The following is a 15,949-nucleotide window of genomic DNA, read 5'->3' on the forward strand; positions in this document are numbered from 1 at the left end:
CCGATGATTGATGCCGTTGACTCCTTTGTCCGTGAATACGGCATCCTTGCTGTGTTCGCCGGAAGCGCGGCGGAAGGCGAAAGCGTTGCGATCGTTGGCGGCTTCTTCGCCCACCAGATGCTTCTGCCGCTGTGGCAGACCTATGTCGCAGCCTTAATCGGCACCTTCATCGGCGACACCGCCTATTACCTGTTCGGCAAGTGGTTCGCCGATCACCGCTGGGTCACAAAGATGCGTGGTAAGCCCGGCTTCAAACATGCCATGCGCCTGGCGCAAACGCGGCCGCGCGCCTTCGTGTTCTTCAACCGGTATGCCTATGGCTTGCGACTGCTCGGCGGCGTCTGCTGCGGACTGGCGAAAATCGATTGGGGCACGTTCCTGATCTACAACGTGCTTTCGTCGATCGTCTGGGCGACGCTGTTCGTGGGGATCGGTTACTTCTTCGGCCTCGGCGCGGAAGCGCTGATCGGAGACGCATTGCACGAACACCAGCGCGTCATCATCGCCGTCGCCATCATCCTGGCCGTCACGCTGCTGGTAGTGGTCGTCGTGCGCAAGGTCATGGCGCGCGAAAAGCAGAACGACGCTTGAGCGTCAGTTCGGCGCAACCGGAACGTCGTCCGATGACCTTTCATGCTGCGGAAGGTCATCAGCGATTTCGTAGAAGTCGCCTTTGTCGGACGTAAAAATATGCATGGCGGGTTCGAGCCCGGACGGTTGATCGAACAGACCTGCCATCACCGATGTCACATCGGAACCGACTGCCTTCCAGAACAGCGCCGAGCCGCACAACCGGCAGAAGCCGCGCTTGGCGAAGGCGCTGGCTTCGTACCACGAGACGTTCTCCGCGCCCTCGACCGAAAGCTGGTCGTCCTCCACCTCAGTGGCTGCGTAATACAGACCGGTCTGCTTGCGGCATTGCGAGCAATGGCAAAACACGACACCGCGCAAAGCGCCGCGGGCGGTGACACGCACCCGACCGCACAGGCATGAACCTGTGTGAGCGAGATGGGTGTCACCGCTTTGCGTCATGATCTTAGCCGTTAACCGCCTTCTTCTGCTGCGGCGTTTCAGCCTTCTTCAGCAGCTCGCTGACCAGGAAAGCCAGTTCCACGGCCTGCTCGGCATTGAGGCGCGGATCGCAATGGGTGTGGTAGCGATCCTGCAGCTCGTCGTCGCGGATCGCACGCGCACCGCCCGTGCATTCGGTGACGTTCTTGCCGGTCATCTCGACATGGATGCCGCCGGGATAAGTGCCCTCGGCGCGATGCACCTCAAAGAAGCTCTGCACTTCCTTGAGGATACGGTCGAACGGCCGCGTCTTGTAGCCGGCAGCGGTCACGGTGTTGCCGTGCATCGGATCGCAGGACCAGACGACCTTGCGGCCTTCCTTTTCCACGGCCCGAACCAGCTTCGGCAGATGATCGCCCACCTTGTCGGCACCGAAGCGCGCGATCAGCGTCAAACGACCCGCCTCGTTCTCCGGATTGAGCAAATCGCAAAGCTCGATCAGTCCATCCGGGGTGAGCGAAGGACCGCACTTCAGACCAAGCGGGTTCTTGATGCCGCGGCAATATTCGATATGGGCGTGATCCGGCTGGCGCGTACGGTCGCCGATCCAGATCATGTGGCCCGACGTCGCGTACCAGTCGCCGGACGTCGAATCGACGCGGGTCAGCGCCTGTTCGTAGCCAAGCAGCAGCGCTTCATGGCTGGTGTAGAAATCGGTCTCGCGCAGAGCGTAGTTGCTTTCCGAGGTGATCCCTACCGCCCGCATGAAGTCCATGGTCTCGGTGATGCGGTTGGCGAGCGCCTCATATTTCGCTGCCTGCGGGCTGTCGGCCACAAAGCCCAGCATCCACTTGTGAACATTCTCGAGGCTGGCATAGCCGCCCTGCGCGAAGGCGCGCAGCAGGTTCAAGGTCGCCGCGGACTGGCGGTAAGCCATTTCCTGTCGGGCCGGATCGGGAATGCGGGACTTCTCGTCGAACTCGATGCCGTTGATGATGTCGCCGCGATAAGACGGCAGAGAAACGTCGCCCTTGGCTTCGATGTCGGACGAACGCGGCTTGGCGAACTGGCCGGCGATGCGGCCGACCTTCACCACCGGCTGCGCGCCGGCATAGGTCAGCACGACAGACATCTGCAGAAACACGCGGAAGAAGTCGCGGATATTGTCCGCGCCATGCTCGGCAAAGCTTTCGGCGCAATCGCCGCCCTGAAGGAGGAAGGCCTCACCATTGGCGACGGAAGCGAGCTGCTTCTTCAGCTTGCGCGCTTCACCTGCAAAGACGAGCGGCGGAAACGTAGCAAGACGAGCCTCGGTCTCTTCCAGCACGGCCATGTCCGGATAGGACGGGACCTGTTGGATCGGCTTGGCTCTCCACGAATTCGGCGACCACTTCGTCATCACTGCACCTATTTGGCTTTGCGGCGCTCTCTGATTGCCCGCATCTTCTCCGTTGTTGGGAAGTGCCGGTCCTATACAGGAAGGTTAAGAACCATGCCAGCCCGGCTAAGGATCAAGACCGGATGACGATCAAGAAACGCGCTCCCCGTTCTTCAGCCGATAGCTTGGCGAGTACATCGTGACGAGTTCTTCGGCCGTTGTGGGATGAACCGCCATGGTGCGGTCAAACGCATCCTTGGTCAGCTTGGCCTTGATCGGAATACCGAGGAGCTGCGCCATCTCACCCGCATCAGGGCCGATGATGTGTGCTGCGACAACCACCTTGGTTGCGGCGTCGACGAGCAGCTTCATGATCATGCGCTCATCGCGACCAGCAAACGAGGTCTTCATAGGCCGGAAGGCAGCGCGATAGACCTCCAGATCGGGATAGGTCTTTGCCGCCTCTTCTTCCGTCATGCCGACGGTGCCTATCTCCGGCTGCGAGAACACGGCGGTCGGGATGATCTCGTGATCGGGACGTGTCGGATTGTCGTGCCAATGCGTTTCCACAAAACACATGGCTTCATGGATGGCGACCGGGGTGAGTTGCACCCGGTTCGTCACATCACCGATCGCCCAGATGTTGTCGATCGCCGTGCGGGAATAGTCGTCCACCGGGATTGCGCCGTTGTGGCCGAGTTCAAGCCCAAGCGCTTCCAACCCAAGTCCTTCGGTATTCGGCAAACGTCCAATTGCCATCAGAACTTGGTCAGCGCAGATGATGTTGCCGTCGGACATTTCGGCATCCAGCCGACCGTCCTCGCGCCTCGCAATCGACTTGAACATCGTGTGGCAAAGGATTCGAATGCCTTTGCTTTGCATCTCGTTCTGCAGGTGCTCGCGCAACTCCATGTCGAACCCGCCAAGGATCCTCTGACCGCGATAAACCACGGTCGTATCAACGCCCAGGCCGTGGAAGATATTGGCAAATTCCACGGCGATATAGCCGCCGCCGACGATCACGATCGATTTCGGCAGTTCCTTGAGGTCGAACACGTCGTCGGAATAGATCGCCAGCTCGGATCCCGGCAGCGACTCGTGTGGATTGGGGCGAGCACCGGTGGCGATCAGGATCGTGTCGGCCGTGACGGTCTTGCCCGACGCCAGCTGCACCGTGTGCTTGTCCTTAAGCGTCGCGCGCTCATCGAAGATCGTGACGTCGGTTCTATCGAGCCCACCGCGATAAACATGCTCCAGCCGCTCGATCTCGCGATCCTTGTTGGCGATCAGCGTCGGCCAGTCGAAGCTGGTTTCGCCGAGGGTCCAGCCATAGGCTGGTGCGTCCGCGAACTTTTCGGAGAACTGCGAGGCGTAAACCATCAGCTTCTTCGGCACGCAGCCGCGGATCACGCAGGTCCCGCCGAAGCGGTATTCTTCTGCAATGGCGACCTTCTTGCCCAATTGCGCCGAAACACGCGCTGCCCGCACACCACCGGAGCCACCACCGATAACGAAGAGGTCGAAGTCATAGGCCATGGAGCTGAAATCCTGCGTGGTGGGTTGCTGGCTAGAGGTATGAGCAGCGCGGAAAAAGAAAAGCCCGGACAGTGCCGGGCTTCGCTGATCGTCGAGAAAGAGCTCTAATTACTGGGCTGGCGCCGGAGCAGGCGCAGGCGTTGCTGCGGGAGCCGGCGTTCCGGCGGCCGGCTGTGCTGCAGGCGTCGCCTGCTGCCGAGCCGGTTCGAACGCGTCAGCAACCGACTGCGCCAGATCACGCGAAATGCCGCGCTGCCAGATTTCTGCTGCCTGCATCACATCGCGAGTCACACGGCCACCCTGGTCGAGCAATTTTGCACCCGCCGGCGACTTGTAGAAGGTAGCGATTTCGTTGAGTTCCTGCTCGGTGAAGGCGCGCGCATAAACCTGAGCAGCCTCGTTTTCGAGGTCAGCACGACGCTTGGCCAACTCGAGGGTCTTCTCGTCAACGGTCTTGACGATCAGCTCTTCCAGGTTCGGATCCTTCTGGATCATTTCCTGCTTCAAGGCCTGTGCGCCGGTCGGCAGGATCGAATCGAACTGGTCGGTGATCTTGACTGCCGAAAGGGCTGCACGGGCGGCCGCCAGATGCGAAGGCGTCACTTCCTGCGCGTAGGCCGCGCCTGCGCCAAGCAGCAGGACTGCACCGGTAACTCCGGCAATCAGCCGGCGAGCACGAAACGTCTGAACCATGAGATGATGAACTCCTTGTCAGCCAGCAGACTGCATCACGTCGATGCCGTCTTCGCCCGCTATGATGGCGATGGTGGTTAGCCCCAGAAACAATCCATGCTCCACGACGCCGGGAATGGCAACGAGGGCAGCAGACAGCGCTCTTGAATCGGGAATGCGGCCAAAAGATGCGTCGAGAATGAGATGTCCCCCATCCGTTACAAACGGCTCGTCGCGACCGCTACGCAGCGTCAGTTCGCCTTGCAGGCCAAGTGTCTCGGCCGCGCGGCGGATGGCGAGGCGGGTGACTTCGAGCCCGTAGCGGTTGACTTCGATCGGCAGGGGAAAAGCGCCGAGACAATCGACCTTCTTGCTGCCATCCGCGATGATGATCAGCCGCTTGGCAGCCGTTGCGACGATCTTTTCGCGCAACAACGCCCCGCCGCCGCCCTTGATGAGGTCGAGTGCGGGATCGATTTCGTCGGCTCCATCGATAGCCAGGTCGAGAACCGGCGTTTCCTCAAGAGAGGAAAGCTTGATGCCGAGTTCCATGCAAAGCCGCGCCGTGCGCTCTGAGGTCGGCACGCCCGTGACCTTCAATCCATCCGCGACCTTCTCGGCCAGCAGCTTCACGAATTCCTCGGCTGTGGAGCCGGTGCCGATGCCGAGCCGCATCCCGTTTTCAACATAAGCCAAGGCGGCGCGTGCAGCTTCGATCTTGCGGTTCGTCGCGTCCATGAGCAGGTTCTGGTTGATCGTGGCCGCGCTCCTACCATCTTTGGCCACGCGGGCAAAGCCGCACTTGCCGTCTTCCCCTGCCAAGGCTATCGCGGGTGGCATGACCCAACCCATTATCGTCTTCGATCTCGATGGAACGCTGGTCGACACCGGACCGGACCTGCTGGCGGCGCTGTCCCACAGCCTCAAGGACAGCGGCCTGCCGCCGATCGACCCCAACCTCTTCCAGGCTTATCTCGGCATGGGCGGTCGCGCGATGATCGAGCGCGCCTTCCGTCAGGCCAATCGCACGCTCGACGACGAACAGCATGAAAAGCTGATCGCCACCTTCCTGCAGCATTATACCGACAACATTCCGGGTACCTCCCAGCTCTTCCCCGGTGCCCGCGATGCCATGCAGCGCTTCGCCGATGCCGGCTGGACCCTCGCAATCTGCACCAACAAGTTCGAGAAGCTCAGCCACGCGCTGATCGAAGGCCTCGGCATCCACGCGCACTTCGCCGCCAATTGCGGTGCCGACACTTTTGCGTGGCGCAAGCCCGACCCCCGCCATCTGATTTCCACCATCGAACAGGCCGGTGGAGACCCGGATCAGGCGGTCATGGTCGGCGATTCGAAGACGGATATCGACACGGCCAAGGCAGCCGGTATTCCGGTGGTAGCGGTCGATTTTGGTTACACCGACCAGCCCGTCGCCACCTATGAGCCGAGCATGGTCATTTCGCATTACGACGAGCTGACGGTAGCGGTCGCGACAAGGCTGATCGCGGCAGCGAATGAAGGAACGACGACGCAAGCCGAAGCACCTTGACTTGCGCCAGTGCCGCTCGTAAACACCGCGCCACGTTCAGGCGCATGGTCGCCTCGGCGGGCGATTAGCTCAGCGGGAGAGCACACCCTTCACACGGGTGGGGTCACAGGTTCAATCCCTGTATCGCCCACCATTCTCCACGCAAATAATCCAAACAAAAAAGCCGCCGCTGCCCGAAGGCAGAACGACGGCTTGTGTTTGTCGCCTTGCGTGAAGCGTCAGAAGATCAGCTTCAGCAAGCCGATGACCACTGCCAGGCCAATCAGGAAGATGATTAGGGCTGTTATGCCGAGGCCTTTAAGCATGGGTCGTTCTCCGATCTGCGATTGTTATGCAGCACGAACGAAGAAGGCGGCAGGGTGTTCCACACGATCTCGCATCGTGCCGAACGCCTTGCCGCCTTCATCAGTCAGTCAGACGTCAGATCGCCCTTAGATCGCCCTCAGATCGAAGGTGCGCGCGAATCACTGGTCTTGCGCAAAGCGGCCAGAACCTTGGCGTCGCGGTCATAAACGTCCGGCGAATAATGCACCTCGCCGGCCTGGTTAGGCCACGCCGTGAAGTAGGCGACATAAACCGGGATCTTGCGCGTCACCTTTTCCGTGGAATGACCCTGCTTCAGCTTGGCTGCGACATGCGCGACATCCGTGCCAAGCACGGCGGCTGCCATCGCACGCGGATCCGACAAGCGGACGCAGCCATGGCTCAAGGCGCGCGCGTCGCGGCTGAAGAAGGCCTTTTGCGGCGTGTCATGCATGTAGATCGCATGCTTGTTGGGGAACAGGATCTTCAGCTCGCCTAAGGCATTCGCTTCGCTCGGCGTCTGGCGAACATTGTAGGGAATGTTGCTGCCATTAGCCGCCCAGTTGATCGTCGACGACGGAATGCGCTTGCCGCTGGCATCAGAGACTTCATAGCCGGCACGGTCGAGATAGCCGGGATCGTTGATCAGGCGCGGCAGCATCTCGTTGACGATGATCGAGCGTGGCACGCCCCAATACGGGTTGTAGTCGACCTGCTCCAACTCGTCATAAAAGAAGCTCGTCTGGTGCGTCGGGCTGCCGACCACCGTGCGCATCGAGAGCTTGTCCGTGCCATTCTCGCGATAGGTCGCGGTGAAGGCGGCAGCGTTCAGGAACACATGCGTCGAACCCAGATCGGACGGGTGCCAGCGCAGCTGTTCCAGCGCCACTTCGAGTTTTTCGATGCGGTCGGCCTTCGACACGCCGGCGATGGCAGCCACCGTGCGGCCGCCGACGACGCCGTCCGGCTTCAAGCCATGGGCCTGCTGCGCGGCCTTCACCACGGCGACCAATTCAGGCGTATAAAGCTCGCCACCGGCATTGGCACTGATCGTGGCACCATGCGCCGCCTTGAACGCTGCATCACCTTTCTGGTCGATCAGCGTCAGCAGCTTCGGCAGCTCCGCGCTGGTCTCGCCCGGCTTCAGGAGCAGCTTCGGATCAACGATGATCGTGTGCTCGCGCTCGGCCTCGAGCGACTTCAGCTCGGTGCGCAGTGCTGCATACTCTGCGTTCTGCGGATGCTGACCTTCCAGATAGGTCTTGATGTCGACGCCGCTTGCCATCGCATTCAGCGCCGCCTCGTAATCCACCGGCTTGGCAGCAAAATCATGGTAGCCCGACAGGAGGTTCGGGTTGATGCGCCCTGCATGAGCGTCGCGGATGTAACGCAGCACGCGCGCCGACATCGTCATCTCGTAGCGGATCAGAGCCGGATCGCTCAGCGCCTGCTGGCCAGATGCGGTGACCTGCGGGCGTGCAACCTGGTAGTCCTGCGGATCGAGCCCGTAGCTGCCGGCGTCCTGCAACATGGCCATGGCAGCCTCGGCGCGAACACGCGGCGCGCTTCCCAGAACCCAGATAAAGCCCGGCTGCGAAGCGTAATGCTTCTCGATGGCCGCGGCGATCTCCTTCTCGGCGGTCAGCTGATAATCGATCAGCCCGGACAGCGAGCGGTCGAACGGCGTACCCGGTTCGGAAGGCTCGATCGAACCGGTGATCTCCACCGAGCCGGTCGGCTGCAGCTTGGAGAAGTCAACCGGCACGAGGGCTGCAGTCTTGTAGGTGTAATAGCTCGGCGACGACACCTTGATGATCGGCGCGGGCTTGGTCGGCTTCACCACGGAAACGGGCTGAACAGGCTGTGCCTGCTGCGGAATACCCTGCTGCTGCATCGGCTGCGCGCGGCGTGGCGTGGCGTGCGGCCCCTGATTGACCACTGTCCCGCCGCGATTGTTACCAAACAGGCGCTGGAACAGGTTTTCCGCAGAAGCCGCGTTGATGCTCGACAGCGAAGTTGCGGCAACGAGGGCCAGAATCAGGCCGGTTTTAACTCGTGAAACTGGCAGCAAAGCGCATCCCCTCGTCTGGTGCTGGATCGAACGGCAGCAGGCATCCCGATCATGGTTCGGACGGACGATTCAGGATGCGCTGTGACTATATCGATTGACGCCAAATGGGTTAAGCGACCGTAAACCGTTTGTTCGCGCGTGCGGCAGGAATGCAACATTTGTTAGGGATGCGGCGCGGCTGCCCTCCAAGAAGAAGGGCCGTCCAGATCCACTGAACGGCCCCGGGCAAAGGTACAAACGGGCTCAGCAATCATGTTCGCACCCACGCCCATGAAGGAGCAAGCCCTGCTGGCTCGCTGGAATATTCAGGGACGTGAGGAGACACGAAGTGAAGGCCGCGGAGTTTCGGCGGCATCTTCACGAAAGCTTGAGGCTGGTCAGCGCCGGTCGCGCGACAGACCCTTTGCTGAAAGCTCGTCGAGATAGGTCTGCCAGCGCTGGTCTTTTTCATGACCAAGCTCGTGCAGATAGTTCCAGGTAAAGATGCCCGACTCATGCCCGTCATCGAACACGATGCGCACGGCATAGTTGCCGATTGGCTCCATGCGCGCGATCGCAACCTCGCGCTTTCCGGGCACTGTCACGCGCTGGTCGGGCGAATGGCCCTGCACCTCAGCCGACGGCGATGTCACACGCAGCAACTCGGCAGGAAGCTCGAGTGGCGCATGGTTGGGAAAGGTGACGGTAAGGAGCTTGCGGTCTTTCGACACGCGCAATTCTGAAGGTGCGGCCATGGCGCCTTCTTGCCACAAACCTGCCTGCGGCGCAAAGCGCGCTGGTTGTTTGGCCTCGACGCTCCTATATCAGGTCTCAGCTAGCACAGACCGCAAGCCCAAGGCCTAGACTGCAATGATCGACCCGTTTGGACGCCGGATCACCTATCTCCGTGTTTCGGTGACGGACCGCTGCGACTTCCGCTGCACCTATTGCATGGCGGAAGACATGACTTTCCTGTCCAAGCGCGACCTGCTGTCCCTGGAAGAACTCGATCGTCTCACCACCGTCTTCGTGGAAAAAGGCGTGCGCAAGCTGCGCCTGACCGGCGGCGAGCCGCTGGTGCGCAAGAACATCATGCATCTGGTGCGCCAGATCTCGCGCCATCTCGTTTCCGGCGCACTGGACGAGCTGACCATCACCACCAATGGCTCGCAATTGGCCAAACACGCGGCCGAACTGGTTGATTGCGGTGTGAAGCGCATCAATGTTTCGATCGATACGCTCGATCCCGCCAAGTTCCGTACGATCACGCGCTGGGGTAATCTGGACCAGGTCATGGCCGGGTTGGACGCCGCGCAAGCCGCCGGTCTGAAGGTCAAGCTCAACGCCGTGGCGCTCAAGGGCTTCAACGAGCACGAGCTTCCCGAGCTTATGCGCTGGGCGCATGGTCGCGGCATGGACCTAACCGTCATCGAAACCATGCCGATGGGCGAGATCGACGCGGAGCGCACCGACCAATATCTGCCGCTGAGCCAGCTTCGTTCCGACCTGGAGCGGCAGTTCACGCTGACCGACATTCCGTTCAAGACCGGCGGACCCGCCCGCTATGTCGAGGTAGCGGAAACCGGCGGTCGCCTGGGCTTCATCACGCCGATGACCCACAATTTCTGCGAAAGCTGCAACCGCGTTCGCCTGACCTGCACCGGTACGCTTTACATGTGTCTTGGCCAGGAAGACGCGGCCGATCTGCGCTCCCCGATGCGCGCGTCGGAAGGCAACGAATTGCTGTCGCAGGCCGTCGACGAAGCCATCACCCGCAAGCCCAAGGGCCACGACTTCATCATCGATCGCACCACGCGCCGCCCGGCCGTCTCGCGCCATATGAGCGTCACCGGCGGATAAGCCGCATTCGAAGCCACTGCGTGGCCCAATCCCCAACGGTTGTGTTTCACGCCACCCCTGCTAGACCGGTCGCTGATCGCAATCTCCGGGACTTCCTGTGGCCCTTCCGTCCGACATGCGCGGCAGCCTGTTCATGGTCATTTCCATGGCAGGCTTCTCAATCAACGACTCGATGACAAAGCTTGCCAGCGCGGAAATGAATGCCGGACAGGTCATGCTGATCCGCGGCGTTTTCGCCACGATCCTGATCGGCCTTCTGGCTTGGCAGCAAGGTGCTCTGCGCGTTCCCAAGCTTGCCTTTCATCCCCTGGTTATGACGCGCGTTGCCAGCGAGATCCTGGCGACAGCGAGCTTCCTTGTCGGTCTAGCCCATCTGCCGCTCGCCAACAGCTCTGCCATTCTCCAAACCTTGCCTTTGTCGGTGACTCTCGGGGCCGCCATATTCCTGGGAGAGCCCATCGGCTGGCGGCGGCTGCTAGCCATCGCAATCGGTTTCGCAGGCGTTCTGCTCATCGTGCGACCGGGCTTCGAGGGCTTCAACTTCTTTGCCCTGTTCACGCTGGCCTCCGTTTTGCTCTGCACAGTGCGCGATCTTTCTACGAGCCGAGCGCCAAGCCAGATCCCCTCTTCGCTTATTTCCTTCGTCACCTCCGCTTTCGTGATGCTCGCTGGCGGTGTTCTCATGGTGCCGATGGGCGGATGGCAAACGCCGCGGCTGGAGATCGTAGGCGCCTTGAGCTTTGCAGCCTGCATGGTGCTGATCGGCTACCAGTTCGTCATCATGGCCATGCGGTCAGGCAATGTGTCGGCCGTTGCACCCTTCCGCTACACCAGCCTGCTCTGGTCCATCACGTTGGGCTTCCTGATCTTCGGCGATCTGCCTGACCTACCGATGATCGTCGGCTCGATCATCATCGTCCTGTCCGGCATCTACACCCTGCTGCGCGAGCGCCGCGTCAGCCGTGAAAAGCCGGCTACTGCAAGCACCGGCCCGACCATGGCGCCGGACGGTGTTTGATCGATGCGCAGCGCAGATCACCCATGACAATCGCCGCCATCATCCTGGCCGGTGGCCGATCGAGCCGCATGGGCGGCGGCGATAAGACGCTGCTTCCGTTAAGAAGCGGTACGGTCCTCGACGAAGTCGCCCGCAGGCTGAGCCCTCAAGTCGACACCATCGCCATCAACGCCAATGGCGATCCTCAACGCTTCGCATCCCTGAACCTGCGAATTCTCCCCGATGCCTTCGGCACCTTCGACGGTCCCCTCGCCGGCATCCTGACCGGCCTGATCTGGGCCGAAACGATTGGCGCGAGTGCCCTCATCACCGTCGCCGGTGACACACCCTTCCTGCCGACCGATCTCGTCACACGCCTGCAAGCAGCGTCAGCACCCTCAACGATCGCCGTCGCCGCCTCCAACGGCCGCGTTCACCCAACCTTCGCCCTTTTGCCGGTCGCCTTGCGGCAGGATCTAGAAACCTTCCTCCACACACAGCCAAGCCGTCGCGTGAACCACTTCATTTCCGATCATCCGCATGTGCGGGTCGCTTTCGACACCGCGCCGTTCGACCCGTTTTTCAACATCAACACACCAGACGACCTCGCCGAAGCGCAGCACCTTGCCGGAAGCGCGTCATGACGCACCGCGTTTTCGGCATTACCGGCTGGAAGAACTCCGGCAAGACGACGCTGACCGAGCGTCTCGTCACCGAACTCACCGGCCGCGGCTATACGGTGTCGACCATCAAGCACGCCCATCATGACTTCGACATCGATGTGCCCGGCACCGATTCCTTCCGCCACCGCGCGGCTGGCGCTTCGGAAGTTGCGATCGTCTCGTCCCATCGCTGGGCGCTGATGCATGAAGCGCGCGGCGATGCCGAACCGAGCTTGCCGGAAATCCTGGCGCGGCTTTCCCCCTGCGATATGGTTCTCGTGGAAGGCTACAAGCGCGAAGATCATCTCAAGATCGAGGCCCGCCGCAAGGACACCGCAACCCGCGCGCCATTGTCCGAAAACGACCCCAAGATCGTCGCCCTGGCCGCCGATCATCCGGTGGATGGCTCCACCCTTCCCGTGTTCGATCTCGATGACATCTCCACCATCGCTGACTTCATCGTGGAAACGCTTTCCTTAGCGCGGGTCTGACGCGGTTTAGCCGTTGCAATCGCAGCGAAAACAGTGGGATTATCTTAGCTTGCAGCAGCCAAGCGCACCCAAGAGCCAAGGGCTGCAAGCACAAGAACCGAGAGGAACACGAATGCGCATTTCCAAGCTCTGCCTAGCGGCCTCCGCAGCTTTGCTCACTTTGTCCATGGCCTCGATCGCGTCCGCGCAGGAAACGACGATCAAGATCGGCACCGAAGGCGCCTACCCGCCCTTCAACAACCTGACCGCGTCCGGCGAGCTGGAAGGCTTCGACATCGACATCACCAAGGCGCTTTGCGAAGAGATGAAGGCCAAGTGCGAGTTCGTCACGCAGGATTGGGACGGCATCATCCCCGCGCTGCAGGCCAAGCGCTTCGATGCGATCGTAGCCTCCATGTCGATCACCGACGAGCGCAAGCAGCAGGTCGACTTCACCAACCCTTATTACAGCAACTCGCTCGTCTTCGTCGCGCCGAAGGACTCCAAGTTCGCGGCCACTGAGACCAGCGGCAAGACCATCGGCGTGCAGCAGGGAACGATTGCCGCCGAGTTCGCCGAAAAGACCTATCCGGATGCCGACGTGAAGGCCTACCCAACGCAGGTCGAAGCCTGGGCCGATCTCGAAAGCGGCCGCGTTGATGCCGTGCTGGGCGACTTCGGCGTTCAGTATGGATTCGTGAAGGGTGAAGACGGCTCCTGCTGCGACTTCAAGGGCGATGCTGTCAGCTCCGACGACAAGATCGGCATTGCCATCCGCAAGGGCGACACCGCGCTGGCCGACAAGTTCAACAAGGCGCTCGAAGCCATCCGCGCTAACGGCAAGTACAAGGAAGTCAACGACAAGTACTTCCCGTTCGACGTTTTCGGCGGCTGATCCGTCGAAAACTTGAAGCCGATTGCAGCCGGAACGGACTTGGCGGACAAACCCGCCGGCACCGTTCCGGCTCATTCATGATGGTGGCGGATAAACAGATCGCTTCATGGACGCTGCCCTGACCCTGCTGAGTTTCGGTCCCGACGGCTGGGGCGACGATATCGCGACCGGCGTCCTGGTCACCGTCGGCCTGGCACTGGCGACTCTGCCTTTTGGCCTCGTCCTCGGCTTCTTCGTGGCGCTGATGAAGCAGTCCGAAGAGCCGTCGATGCGGCTTGCCGGCAATATCTACACCACCATCTTTCGCGGCCTGCCCGAACTCCTGACGTTGTTCCTGATCTTCTATGGCGCGCAACTCGGCTTGCAGCAGATCACGGCGCTGTTTGGTGAGGAGACCACGATCGAGATCAACGCCTTTGCGGCCGGTATGGTCGCGCTCGGCATCATGTTCTCGTCCTATGCCAGCGAGGTGTTTCTCGCTGCCTTCCGCGTCATTCCGCGAGGGCAATATGAAGGCGCTTACGCCGTCGGCCTGAGCCATACGCGCACGATGCGCCTCGTGATCTTGCCGCAGTTGATCCGTGTCGCCCTGCCCGGCCTCGGCAACCTCTGGCTCATCCTGCTCAAGGACACAGCGCTAGTTTCCGTCATCGGCCTGTCCGACATTCTGCGCCAAACCGGCGTCGCCGCGCGCGTGACCAAGGAACCCTTCCTGTTCTTCGGCCTGGCCTGCCTGCTTTATCTCGTGCTCGCTGTGCTTTCCTCTTTCGTCTTCAGCGCCATTGAGCGCTGGGCGGCAAAAAGCGGAGGCACACGATGAACGCCGTTGCAGCCGATTTGGTGGAACGTCCGCCAACGCCAAGCCGCCGCTGGACCGGCACCCGCATTGCCGGCACTATTCTGGTAGCCTTGTGGGCGCTTGCGATCGCAGGCCTCGCTTTGTACCTCGTCCAGTCCTGGAACCCGGAACTGTTCGATCGCTATGCCGGCCGTTACTGGTCGGGCCTGATCGTCACGCTGCAGCTCGTGTTCCTGTCGATCATCCTCGGTGCCGTCCTGTCGATCCCAATTGCCTGGGGCCGCATGACCAAGCGGCGCATTCCGAGTGCCCTCGCTTACGCCTACGTTTATTTCTTCCGCGGCACGCCGCTGATCGCCCAGACCTTCCTGATCTATTACGGCCTCGGCTCGTTCCGGCCGCAGCTGGAAGCCGTCGGCCTTTGGAGCTTCTTCCGCGATGCCTGGAATTGCGCCCTTTTCGCCTTCACCCTGAACACCGCAGCCTACCAGGCCGAGATCCTGCGCGGCGCGTTGGAAAGTGTTGGCCGCGGCCAGTGGGAAGGTGCCGCCTCGCTCGGCCTGTCGCGCCTGCATACGCTGCGGCTGATCATCGTCCCGCAGGCCCTGATCGTCGCCCTGCGCCCGTACGGCAACGAGATCATCCTGATGATCAAAGGCTCTGCCATCGTCGCCATCATCACCGTTTATGACCTGATGGGCGAAACGCGGCGCGCTTATTCCCGCTCATTCGATTTCCAAACCTATCTTTACGCAGCCCTGATCTACCTCGCGATCGTGGAAACGCTGCGTAACGTCATCGAATGGATCGAGCGGCGCCTGACGCGCCACCTCAAGCGCTAAACAACGAACAGCTGGAAGGAACCTCTCATGGCGAACGTCGCATTCATCGGGCTCGGCGTGATGGGCTACCCCATGGCCGGCCACCTCAAGACCAAGGGCGGCCACGACGTCACCGTTTACAACCGCACCGCCGCAAAGGCTGAAAAATGGGCCGAGGAGTTCGGCGGCAAGCACGCTGCCACGCCGGCCGAAGCCGCTAGAGATCAGGATTTCGTGTTCTGCTGCGTCGGCAATGACGACGACCTGCGCTCCGTCACCACTGGATCGGACGGCGCCTTCGCGACCATGAAGAAGGACGCGATCTTCATCGACAACACCACGGCTTCCGCCGAAGTCGCGCGCGAACTCGACGCAGCCGCAAAAGAGGCCGGCTTCCACTTCCTCGACGCACCCGTCTCAGGCGGCCAGGCCGGCGCGGAAAACGGCCAGCTGACGGTGATGGTCGGCGGCGATGAAGCGGCGTTCGAGCGCGCCAAGCCCGTCATCGACGCATACGCCAAGATGGTCGGCCTGATGGGACCGGCCGGCAGCGGCCAGCTCACCAAGATGATCAACCAGATCTGCATTGCCGGCGTTGTTCAGGGCCTCGCCGAAGGCATCCACTTCGGCAAGAAGGCCGGGCTCGACATTCACAAGGTGGTCGAAGTCATCTCCAAGGGTGCCGCCGGCTCCTGGCAGATGGAAAACCGCCACAAGACCATGAATGACGGCAAATACGACTTCGGCTTTGCGGTCGACTGGATGCGCAAGGATCTCGGCATCGTACTCGAAGAATCCGACCGCAACGGCGCCAAGCTGCCGCTTACAGCCCTGGTCGATCAGTTCTACAAGGACGTGCAGGCGCTCGGCGGCCAACGCTGGGACACGTCGTCGCTTCTGGCGCGGCTCGAAAAGTAAGCCGCACCAACCGTTATAAACCGCTAAG

At 61.3% G+C, this 15,949-nt stretch carries 18 protein-coding genes and 1 tRNA gene; 11 read left to right on the top strand and 8 right to left on the bottom strand.

What is annotated here, in order from left to right:
- The first annotated feature begins 3 nt into the window (after positions 1–3).
- Complete coding sequence (locus IE166_RS05815) at positions 4–591, top strand: DedA family protein (protein ID WP_189502433.1); 588 nt, start codon at positions 4–6, stop codon at positions 589–591.
- A gap of 3 nt (positions 592–594) precedes the next feature.
- Here IE166_RS05815 and IE166_RS05820 read toward each other — a convergent pair whose 3' ends face one another.
- The 5 genes from IE166_RS05820 to rpiA form a co-directional block, all read right to left on the bottom strand.
- Complete coding sequence (locus tag IE166_RS05820; protein ID WP_189502436.1) at positions 595–1,032, bottom strand: GFA family protein; 438 nt, start codon at positions 1,030–1,032, stop codon at positions 595–597.
- 4 nt (positions 1,033–1,036) lie between these two features.
- On the bottom strand, positions 1,037–2,410 hold the full coding sequence (locus IE166_RS05825) for a class II 3-deoxy-7-phosphoheptulonate synthase (protein ID WP_189502437.1): 1,374 nt from the start codon (positions 2,408–2,410) through the stop codon (positions 1,037–1,039).
- Between the two features lie 129 nt (positions 2,411–2,539).
- Positions 2,540–3,925 (bottom strand): glutathione-disulfide reductase, encoded by a 1,386-nt coding sequence (gor, locus tag IE166_RS05830; RefSeq protein ID WP_189502439.1) that lies wholly within the window; start codon positions 3,923–3,925, stop codon positions 2,540–2,542.
- A 108-nt stretch (positions 3,926–4,033) separates the two neighbouring features.
- Positions 4,034–4,618 carry a DUF2059 domain-containing protein gene (locus IE166_RS05835; RefSeq protein WP_189502441.1) on the bottom strand — a complete coding sequence of 195 codons (585 nt, stop codon included), beginning with the start codon at positions 4,616–4,618 and terminating at the stop codon, positions 4,034–4,036.
- An 18-nt stretch (positions 4,619–4,636) separates the two neighbouring features.
- Positions 4,637–5,335, bottom strand: coding sequence for a ribose-5-phosphate isomerase RpiA (rpiA, locus tag IE166_RS05840; RefSeq protein ID WP_189503256.1), 699 nt, complete (start codon positions 5,333–5,335; stop codon positions 4,637–4,639).
- 100 nt (positions 5,336–5,435) lie between these two features.
- Between rpiA and IE166_RS05845 the strand changes: the two genes are divergently transcribed.
- Both IE166_RS05845 and IE166_RS05850 read left to right on the top strand, forming a co-directional pair.
- The gene (locus IE166_RS05845) at positions 5,436–6,146 is read left to right on the top strand and encodes an HAD family hydrolase (RefSeq protein ID WP_189502443.1); all 711 of its coding nucleotides are present in this window, start codon (positions 5,436–5,438) and stop codon (positions 6,144–6,146) included.
- A gap of 58 nt (positions 6,147–6,204) precedes the next feature.
- Positions 6,205–6,279, top strand: a tRNA-Val gene (locus IE166_RS05850).
- Positions 6,280–6,364: 85 nt separating this feature from the next.
- Here the strand turns inward: IE166_RS05850 and IE166_RS21025 are convergent.
- From IE166_RS21025 to IE166_RS05860, 3 genes are all read right to left on the bottom strand, one after another.
- Positions 6,365–6,451 (bottom strand): small membrane protein YohP, encoded by an 87-nt coding sequence (locus IE166_RS21025; protein WP_453901275.1) that lies wholly within the window; start codon positions 6,449–6,451, stop codon positions 6,365–6,367.
- A 137-nt stretch (positions 6,452–6,588) separates the two neighbouring features.
- Positions 6,589–8,520, bottom strand: a complete 1,932-nt coding sequence (locus IE166_RS05855) for a L,D-transpeptidase family protein (protein ID WP_244641340.1) — start codon at positions 8,518–8,520, stop codon at positions 6,589–6,591.
- A 377-nt stretch (positions 8,521–8,897) separates the two neighbouring features.
- Positions 8,898–9,254 (bottom strand): gamma-butyrobetaine hydroxylase-like domain-containing protein, encoded by a 357-nt coding sequence (locus IE166_RS05860; protein WP_189502445.1) that lies wholly within the window; start codon positions 9,252–9,254, stop codon positions 8,898–8,900.
- A gap of 115 nt (positions 9,255–9,369) precedes the next feature.
- On the opposite strand from IE166_RS05860, the gene moaA reads away from it, so the two are divergent.
- The 8 genes from moaA (at position 9,370) to IE166_RS05900 (ending at position 15,921) form a co-directional block, all read left to right on the top strand.
- Complete coding sequence (moaA, locus tag IE166_RS05865) at positions 9,370–10,359, top strand: GTP 3',8-cyclase MoaA (RefSeq protein ID WP_189502447.1); 990 nt, start codon at positions 9,370–9,372, stop codon at positions 10,357–10,359.
- A 97-nt stretch (positions 10,360–10,456) separates the two neighbouring features.
- Complete coding sequence (locus IE166_RS05870) at positions 10,457–11,377, top strand: DMT family transporter (RefSeq protein ID WP_189502449.1); 921 nt, start codon at positions 10,457–10,459, stop codon at positions 11,375–11,377.
- A gap of 23 nt (positions 11,378–11,400) precedes the next feature.
- A complete protein-coding gene (gene mobA / locus IE166_RS05875; protein WP_189502451.1) occupies positions 11,401–12,000 on the top strand; it encodes a molybdenum cofactor guanylyltransferase MobA in 600 nt (199 codons plus the stop codon).
- Positions 11,997–12,509, top strand: a complete 513-nt coding sequence (gene mobB / locus IE166_RS05880) for a molybdopterin-guanine dinucleotide biosynthesis protein B (RefSeq protein WP_189502453.1) — start codon at positions 11,997–11,999, stop codon at positions 12,507–12,509. Before mobA ends, mobB begins: the two co-directional genes overlap by 4 nt.
- A 112-nt stretch (positions 12,510–12,621) precedes the next feature.
- On the top strand, positions 12,622–13,383 hold the full coding sequence (locus tag IE166_RS05885) for an ABC transporter substrate-binding protein (RefSeq protein ID WP_189502455.1): 762 nt from the start codon (positions 12,622–12,624) through the stop codon (positions 13,381–13,383).
- 106 nt (positions 13,384–13,489) lie between these two features.
- Positions 13,490–14,203 carry an ABC transporter permease gene (locus IE166_RS05890; RefSeq protein WP_189502456.1) on the top strand — a complete coding sequence of 238 codons (714 nt, stop codon included), beginning with the start codon at positions 13,490–13,492 and terminating at the stop codon, positions 14,201–14,203.
- On the top strand, positions 14,200–15,024 hold the full coding sequence (locus IE166_RS05895) for an ABC transporter permease (protein ID WP_189502458.1): 825 nt from the start codon (positions 14,200–14,202) through the stop codon (positions 15,022–15,024). The genes IE166_RS05890 and IE166_RS05895 overlap by 4 nt, the downstream gene beginning before the upstream one ends.
- Before the next feature lie 27 nt (positions 15,025–15,051).
- A complete protein-coding gene (locus tag IE166_RS05900; protein ID WP_189502460.1) occupies positions 15,052–15,921 on the top strand; it encodes an NAD(P)-dependent oxidoreductase in 870 nt (289 codons plus the stop codon).
- Positions 15,922–15,949 lie beyond the last annotated feature (28 nt).

This window comes from Tianweitania populi, assembly GCF_014652875.1.
Taxonomy (GTDB): Bacteria; Pseudomonadota; Alphaproteobacteria; order Rhizobiales; family Rhizobiaceae; genus Tianweitania; species Tianweitania populi.

Coding starts and splice junctions, on each gene's coding strand:
- IE166_RS05815 (WP_189502433.1), top strand. CDS start 4: ATGATTGATGCCGTTGACTCCTTTGTCCGTGAATACGGCATCCTTGCT.
- IE166_RS05820 (WP_189502436.1), bottom strand. CDS start 1,032: ATGACGCAAAGCGGTGACACCCATCTCGCTCACACAGGTTCATGCCTG.
- IE166_RS05825 (WP_189502437.1), bottom strand. CDS start 2,410: ATGACGAAGTGGTCGCCGAATTCGTGGAGAGCCAAGCCGATCCAACAG.
- gor (WP_189502439.1), bottom strand. CDS start 3,925: ATGGCCTATGACTTCGACCTCTTCGTTATCGGTGGTGGCTCCGGTGGT.
- IE166_RS05835 (WP_189502441.1), bottom strand. CDS start 4,618: ATGGTTCAGACGTTTCGTGCTCGCCGGCTGATTGCCGGAGTTACCGGT.
- rpiA (WP_189503256.1), bottom strand. CDS start 5,335: ATGGACGCGACGAACCGCAAGATCGAAGCTGCACGCGCCGCCTTGGCT.
- IE166_RS05845 (WP_189502443.1), top strand. CDS start 5,436: ATGACCCAACCCATTATCGTCTTCGATCTCGATGGAACGCTGGTCGAC.
- IE166_RS21025 (WP_453901275.1), bottom strand. CDS start 6,451: ATGCTTAAAGGCCTCGGCATAACAGCCCTAATCATCTTCCTGATTGGC.
- IE166_RS05860 (WP_189502445.1), bottom strand. CDS start 9,254: ATGGCCGCACCTTCAGAATTGCGCGTGTCGAAAGACCGCAAGCTCCTT.
- moaA (WP_189502447.1), top strand. CDS start 9,370: ATGATCGACCCGTTTGGACGCCGGATCACCTATCTCCGTGTTTCGGTG.
- mobA (WP_189502451.1), top strand. CDS start 11,401: ATGACAATCGCCGCCATCATCCTGGCCGGTGGCCGATCGAGCCGCATG.
- mobB (WP_189502453.1), top strand. CDS start 11,997: ATGACGCACCGCGTTTTCGGCATTACCGGCTGGAAGAACTCCGGCAAG.
- IE166_RS05885 (WP_189502455.1), top strand. CDS start 12,622: ATGCGCATTTCCAAGCTCTGCCTAGCGGCCTCCGCAGCTTTGCTCACT.
- IE166_RS05890 (WP_189502456.1), top strand. CDS start 13,490: ATGGACGCTGCCCTGACCCTGCTGAGTTTCGGTCCCGACGGCTGGGGC.
- IE166_RS05895 (WP_189502458.1), top strand. CDS start 14,200: ATGAACGCCGTTGCAGCCGATTTGGTGGAACGTCCGCCAACGCCAAGC.
- IE166_RS05900 (WP_189502460.1), top strand. CDS start 15,052: ATGGCGAACGTCGCATTCATCGGGCTCGGCGTGATGGGCTACCCCATG.